Origin of the sequence: Desulfosarcina sp., assembly GCF_033791525.1 — a bacterium.
Lineage (GTDB): Bacteria > Desulfobacterota > Desulfobacteria > Desulfobacterales > Desulfosarcinaceae > Desulfosarcina.
Window position 1 is genome coordinate 1 of record NZ_JASJGN010000345.1, and the last position, 6,121, is coordinate 6,121.

8 protein-coding genes and 1 pseudogene are annotated in these 6,121 nt (G+C 56.2%); 1 reads left to right on the plus strand and 8 read right to left on the minus strand.

Going from position 1 to position 6,121, the window contains the following annotated elements; translation table 11 throughout:
- The 6 genes and pseudogenes from QNK41_RS17110 to murJ all read right to left on the minus strand — a co-directional run.
- Positions 1 to 361: pseudogene (locus QNK41_RS17110) on the minus strand (hypothetical protein); the annotation flags it as partial.
- A 40-nt stretch (positions 362 to 401) separates the two neighbouring features.
- The gene (locus QNK41_RS17115) at positions 402 to 1,103 is read right to left on the minus strand and encodes a uracil-DNA glycosylase (RefSeq protein ID WP_319259151.1); all 702 of its coding nucleotides are present in this window, start codon (positions 1,101 to 1,103) and stop codon (positions 402 to 404) included.
- 51 nt (positions 1,104 to 1,154) lie between these two features.
- Complete coding sequence (gene coaBC / locus QNK41_RS17120) at positions 1,155 to 2,372, minus strand: bifunctional phosphopantothenoylcysteine decarboxylase/phosphopantothenate--cysteine ligase CoaBC (protein ID WP_319259154.1); 1,218 nt, start codon at positions 2,370 to 2,372, stop codon at positions 1,155 to 1,157.
- 10 nt (positions 2,373 to 2,382) lie between these two features.
- Positions 2,383 to 2,664 carry a hypothetical protein gene (locus tag QNK41_RS17125; RefSeq protein ID WP_319259158.1) on the minus strand — a complete coding sequence of 94 codons (282 nt, stop codon included), beginning with the start codon at positions 2,662 to 2,664 and terminating at the stop codon, positions 2,383 to 2,385.
- Position 2,665: 1 nt separating this feature from the next.
- Positions 2,666 to 2,965 carry a septum formation initiator family protein gene (locus QNK41_RS17130; protein ID WP_319259161.1) on the minus strand — a complete coding sequence of 100 codons (300 nt, stop codon included), beginning with the start codon at positions 2,963 to 2,965 and terminating at the stop codon, positions 2,666 to 2,668.
- Positions 2,962 to 4,569, minus strand: coding sequence for a murein biosynthesis integral membrane protein MurJ (murJ, locus tag QNK41_RS17135; protein ID WP_319259164.1), 1,608 nt, complete (start codon positions 4,567 to 4,569; stop codon positions 2,962 to 2,964). The genes QNK41_RS17130 and murJ overlap by 4 nt, the downstream gene beginning before the upstream one ends.
- Positions 4,570 to 4,679: 110 nt before the next feature.
- On the opposite strand from murJ, the gene rpsT reads away from it, so the two are divergent.
- Positions 4,680 to 4,943 (plus strand): 30S ribosomal protein S20, encoded by a 264-nt coding sequence (gene rpsT, locus QNK41_RS17140; RefSeq protein ID WP_319259167.1) that lies wholly within the window; start codon positions 4,680 to 4,682, stop codon positions 4,941 to 4,943.
- Between the two features lie 89 nt (positions 4,944 to 5,032).
- Here the strand turns inward: rpsT and QNK41_RS17145 are convergent, their stop codons facing one another.
- On the minus strand, positions 5,033 to 5,554 hold the full coding sequence (locus tag QNK41_RS17145) for an LptE family protein (protein WP_319259170.1): 522 nt from the start codon (positions 5,552 to 5,554) through the stop codon (positions 5,033 to 5,035).
- Positions 5,555 to 5,602: 48 nt separating this feature from the next.
- Positions 5,603 to 6,121 (minus strand): class I tRNA ligase family protein (locus tag QNK41_RS17150; protein ID WP_319259173.1); only part of this gene is annotated, 519 nt, incomplete at its 5' end.

The window sequence follows — 6,121 nt, forward strand, 5'->3', positions numbered from 1 at the left end:
TACCCGGCGCCATGGCGGCCACATCGGCGGCCATGGTGATCATCACACCGGCGGATGCCGCCCGGGCGCCCGACGGCGCCACGTAAACGACCACCGGGATCCTGCTCTCATAGATAGCCATGACCATCTTGCGCATGGATACGGCCAGGCCACCGGGTGTGTCCAGCAGCACGATGAGACAGCCGGCGCCTTCCGCGTTGGCCTTGTGGATGGCCATACCCAGAAAATCGGCATTGCCGGGAGAGATGGCTCCAGTGATCCGGATTAAATAGACGGGTTCCGATCCGGCATCAGCCTGACAGATCGATAGCAGCAACAACAATGCGACGAATACGCCAACGGTGATGGATCGATTTCTCATAACAACCCCCTTGAAGGCGGGAAAGGGGCGTGGGTGGAGGCTATTCCAGCATTTTCATAATCTGTTGGACATCTTCCCACACTTCTTTTTTCTTTTCCGGGTTGCGCAGCAGATATGCCGGATGAAAGGTCGGCATCACCGGAATACCCAGAAACTCATAAAACCGTCCCCTGAGGCGGGAGATGGGCGTCTCGGTTTCCAGCAGGGCCCGGGCGGCCACACTTCCCAGGGCACAGATGACGCGCGGATTGATGGCGGCCAACTGTCGCTTGAGAAACGGCAGGCACTGGTGGATTTCGTCAGGTTGCGGATTCCGGTTGTTCGGAGGCCGGCATTTGACAATATTGCCGATATAAACCGTCTCCCGGGTCAGCCGCATGGCAGCAATGATTTTGGTCAAAAGCTGTCCAGCCTTTCCCACAAAGGGTTGACCGCATTTATCCTCATCGAATCCCGGCCCCTCGCCCACAAATACCACTTGCGCGTTCGGACTGCCCTCACCAAACACGATGTGGGTCCGCGATTCACATAGCCCGCATCGGGTGCAGTCGCCCAGGTCCGTGCACACGTCTTCCAAGGTTTCCCGATCAACCGCTGCACCTTGACGTGGCAGGGCCAGATGATTCAGGATCTTCAGGCTGGCCGCGCTGCAGTCAAAACCGGTGCACCCGCTTTGTTTAAGATAACACAGCGTGTTTCGAATGTCCCGGATGATTTGGTAATGTGGCGCGTCGGCAGTCATCTTGGCTTTCGGAAGAAACAACTTTTAAAAAGGGTCATTGAACCAGTGACCTCAAGGAACGGCTCTCTGTTTGACCAATTCGGCCACCCGGTCAAGGATCAGGTGGGCCACCGCATTCTTGTCCATCACCTCGAGCTGCTCTTTTCGGCCGTCTGCAAAAAACAGGGTCATGCGGTTGGTGTCGGATGCGAATCCGGAGTCGGGTGGACCGATGAGATTGGCCGCAATCATGTCCAGATGCTTCTCTTGGAGCTTTTTGCGTGCATGGGTTTCCATGTCCCGGGTCTCTGCGGCAAACCCGACAACGATCTGATGGGTTTTCCGTTGCCCGACGGTTTTCAGGATGTCCGTGGTCCGCTCCAGGACCAGTTGCATGCAGTCCTGACGCTTTTTGATCTTGTGGGCCTCGGTGTTAACGGGCCGATAATCTGAAACCGCTGCCACCTTCACGACCACATGGGATTGTTCGAGACGGGCAAAGACGGCGTCGGCCATATCGTCCACCGTAACGACGGGCACCACCTCGACGTTGTACGGAAAATCTAAACACACGGGACCGGTGACCAGGGTCACCCGGGCACCGCGGCATTCAGCGGCCCGGGCAATGGCGTAGCCCATCTTACCAGAAGAGGGATTGCTGATAAACCGAACCGGATCGATGGATTCCCGGGTGGGGCCGGCGGTGACCAATACGTTGCTGCCGGCAAGGTCGTCGGGGGTAAGAAAGCTGGCCAGCCGGTCCACGATTGCTGCAGGCTCCGGCAGCCGGCCCGGCCCGACGGTACCGCAGGCCAGCGATCCTTCACCGGGTGCCAGAATGTGGCAACCGTCCGCTTCAAGCTGTTTGAGGTTGCGTCGATGGGCGGGGTGTTCGAACATGTTTGAATTCATGGAAGGGCAGATCATTACCGGGCAGGTCACCGCCAGCATGAACGTGCTCAGGGCGTCGTCGGCGATGCCATGGGCCAGCTTCGCCACCATATTGGCCGTGGCCGGCGCGATGACCACACCATGGGCCGATTCCGCCCAGGCGATATGCCGGATGGCCGCGTCATCTTTCGCATCGAAAAGATCGACACACACCTGGTTTTCCGACAGCACCTCAAAGGTCATGGGGCTTACGAATCGGGTGGCGCTGTGAGTCATGATGACCCTCACGCTGGCCCCCTGTTTCACCAGCCGCCTGAGCAGGTCTACACTTTTATAGGCGGCAATTCCGCCGCATACACCCAGAACGATATTTTTATCATGCAGAACGTTTTTTTTCATGTCGCTCGGATCACTGTTTTTGAACACGGCATTTTCGTAGGCGCCGGAGTGCATTCCACCTGACCATCAAACGAACCCACCGCTCGATCAGACCGGAGATGTCATCCCAGTGACCGGGGGGTTCCGGCAGCATGGATGTCACCGCCTCCAGTGCCTGCCTGAGATCCGACCGGTCGGGGGTCTGATCCAGCAGATAACGGTAAATCCGGGCGGCCTCTTCATATCTGCCTTGATCGGCTAAAACGCGGGCCATGGTCACCGTGTAAAAAGTTTTGTCCCCTGTACCGTCCATATCATTTCCTTTGCCCTTTGGAACCTGGAAGAATAACAATGACATCATCTTTGCCAATCATGCCCAGTTCATTGCGGGCCACGCTCTCGATGAAGGCCGGATCGTTTTTCAGCCGCCCGATGGTACGATAGAGGCTGACGTTCTCACTGGCCAGCGCCTCGTTTTGCTGCACCATGGTCTGCTCCTTTTCACGCAGCCGGTGCATTTCCACAAGGCCATTGTCGCCGAAGACGATCAGCAGCATCAAATTGAACAGCGCGATGACGGCACCGGCAACGATGATTTTCCGGCGAAGGTTCATGACCGGTTCAAACTCCTTCTCATCAACACCATCACATTTTGCCATTCCGGAATCTTCAGCGTCCAGGCCGCCGCAGAAAAGATAACCATGCCGCCGATGATGCCGGCACTGACTCCCGCCAGCAGTCTCAGGCTACCCGTTTCGGCTTCAAGAGGGATGAGAAGCCGACAGATCACCACCACACCCAGAGCCATGAGTCCCGATGCAGCCAGCGTCTTCAGGCAACTGGAAAAGATGAGCCGCCACCGGATCACCCCCAGCTTGGTTCTCAGGACAACCACCAGAAGCACCAGATTGACCACGGAGGCCAGCGAGGTCGCCAGAGCCAGCCCACAGTGCTTCATCGGGCCCATAAGAGCCATTCCGAAAAGGATGTTGACGGCGATGGAGATCGTGGCGGTTTTGACTGGCGTTCGGGTATCCTGCATGGCGTAAAACGTTGAAACCACAATACGCACGGCAGCAAAGGCCCACAGTCCCAAAGCATAATACAAAAGGGCATCGGAGGTCAATCGCGTGGTCTGGGCATCGAAGGCCCCGCGTTGGAACAACAATGCGACGATGGGTTCTCGAAGCGCGATGAGCCCCACCATTGCTGGAATGGTGATAAACAGCACCAGGCTCATGGCATGGCCGAAGGTATCTCCCATGCCGGCCTGATCGCCGTTGGCCGCCTGCCGCGAGAGGCTGGGCAGAACAGCCGTGGCTGCCGCCTGGGCGAATATACCCAAGGGGAATTGAACCAGGCGGTCGGCATAATACAGATAAGAAACGCTGCCCTCGGGAAGCAGAGAAGCCAGCAGGGTTCCAACCAGGATGTTGATTTGATAGACCGCCGCACCAAAAATGGTGGGCAGCATGAGGATGCCGACCTTTTTCATCGCCGGATGCCACAGGCCGGACCCTACCCAGAACCGGACGCCATGTTTCACCAGATAAGGCAGCTGCAGGGCCAATTGAAGGACCCCGCCCAACAGCACCCCACCGGCCAGCCCCATGACTTGAACCGTTTCAGAATCCGAGAAACGCGAAGCGGCAAAAACAGCGCCAATCATGGCCAGGTTCAACAGGACCGGCGCGATGGCCGGGGCCGCAAAATGACCCAGCACATTGAGAATGCCCATACACAGGGCCACCAGTCCGATAAAGGCTACATAGGGAAACATGACACGCGTCAGGGTGACGGTCAGACCCATCTTCTCCGGCAGGTCGGAAAACCCGGGGGCGACCACCTGGAGGATGCTTGGTGCAGCGACCACGCCGATGATCGATACGACCAACAGGCAGACCAGCAGCAGTTTCAGGGCACTCACGGCCAGGCGAAGACCATCCTCGCGCCCCCCCTTGAGCAGGGTTTCCGTAAAAACAGGTACGAAGGCAATGCTCAACGACCCTTCACCGAACAGGCGGCGCAACAGGTTGGGAATCCTAAAGGCGGCAATAAAGGCATCCATGGTCATCCCGGCACCAAAAAAAGACGCCAATACCATATCCCGAACGTAGCCGAAGATACGGCTGAGCAGGGTCGCCACCCCCACCACGCCGGCGGCGTGGGTGACATTGCGGTTCTCACTTTTTACTTGGTACCTGGCGGCGGAATTCATAGGGCCCTGATCATAAATGGAAGGCACAATAACCCTTGACTTGCCCAATTTTTTTGGATATCAAGAAGTTTTGTGTTTTCCCAATTAATTTCCGAAAGGAGTAACAGAAGGTGGCCAACCATAAATCAGCATTGAAGCGCGCCGGCCAGAATGAGCGGCGGCGCCTGCGGAACAAAGCAGTTCAGACTCGGGTAAAAAACGTGGTCAAGGATGTGCGCCTTGCCGTGGCTCAAGGTGCGGAAAATGCCGTTGAGCAGCTCAACACAGCCAAATCCGCCATCGACAAAGCGGCAAAAAAAGGGGTGCTCCACAAAAAGACCGCTTCCCGCAAAGTTTCCCGTCTTGCCAAGCAGGTCAACGCACAGCAAGCCTGACCCTTCCCTGCGCCCGCAGTCAGGAAGAATCCGCAGTTAATGATCATTGCCGGATTCCTTCCGACTGCGGCATCGCTGGCTCTCAATCATCAAAAATCATCCGTCAGCCGGTTGAAGGCGGATTCTGCTATTTTTTTGGAAACGGCGTCAATGGCGACCGACCGGTTAAAATCCGTCGCCGTTTTATTTCCATTCACAACCGCATAGGTCTGGCTTTCGAAAATGTTTCCCGATGACCAGAGAATCCGACCGTCCGGAGATTCCAATCGCAGATTCAGTATACCGGTCACCCGACGCTCCACCGATGTGGAAACGGTGGAACGGGAAATATTTTCCACGAATATCGAAACAATGGTGCCGGTCAGGATGCCATCGGCGGTAGATCGCTCCTCAGCCAGGCTCTCCGGGCGGTTTCGGGTGAATTCAAAGATCAGGTCGTTGGTGAAAATGATCTCCGCACCCGTATCAGCCGACCGGTTCTCCAGGATGGGTATAAATACCCGGGATACACCGGCCGGAAAGTCGCCGCTGCCAGAAAAATGATAGCCGCATGCGGTTAGCGTCACTGCCAAAAAACCGGCCAACCCTATTGCACCCCATCTTAATTTCATCAACACCCTTTTGAATGCAAAGTTCGGTGTTAAGTTTTAAGTGATACTTTAAATAACAATATTTACCAACTTGTTTTTTATTGTAATCACCTTTTTTACAGGCTTTCCGTCGACAAATCGGACGACTCGTTCGTCGTCCATCGCCATCTGCTTGAGCGTATCTTCGTCTGTATCCAGAGCGGCCGAAAACCGGCTGCGCAATTTGCCGTTGACCTGGACCACCACTTCGACTTCTTCTTTTACCGTGGCCGCCTCGTCGAAGCGTGGCCAGCGACTCAGCAAAATACTGTCTGAGTGGCCAAGGGCCTCCCACAGCTCTTCGCAGAAATGGGGAACGATGGGAGACAGCAGCAGGACGGTCGTCTCCAGGGCAAAGCGCATGGTCCCCGCACCATCCGGGTCAGATTCATCGATGGCCTGCATGACGTTGACCAGTTCCATGACCGCACTGATGACCGTGTTAAAATGAAACCGATCCTCGATATCCTGGGTGACCCGCTTGATGGTCGCATGGGTTTTTCGGTTGAGTTCGCGGAAGGGTCCATTTAACTCCCGGAAGTCACTCGG

Excerpts from the sequence above, each read along its gene's own strand:
- QNK41_RS17115 (WP_319259151.1), bottom strand. The coding sequence starts at position 1,103 with ATGACTGCCGACGCGCCACATTACCAAATCATCCGGGACATTCGAAAC.
- coaBC (WP_319259154.1), bottom strand. The coding sequence starts at position 2,372 with ATGAAAAAAAACGTTCTGCATGATAAAAATATCGTTCTGGGTGTATGC.
- QNK41_RS17125 (WP_319259158.1), bottom strand. The coding sequence starts at position 2,664 with ATGGACGGTACAGGGGACAAAACTTTTTACACGGTGACCATGGCCCGC.
- QNK41_RS17130 (WP_319259161.1), bottom strand. The coding sequence starts at position 2,965 with ATGAACCTTCGCCGGAAAATCATCGTTGCCGGTGCCGTCATCGCGCTG.
- murJ (WP_319259164.1), bottom strand. The coding sequence starts at position 4,569 with ATGAATTCCGCCGCCAGGTACCAAGTAAAAAGTGAGAACCGCAATGTC.
- QNK41_RS17145 (WP_319259170.1), bottom strand. The coding sequence starts at position 5,554 with ATGAAATTAAGATGGGGTGCAATAGGGTTGGCCGGTTTTTTGGCAGTG.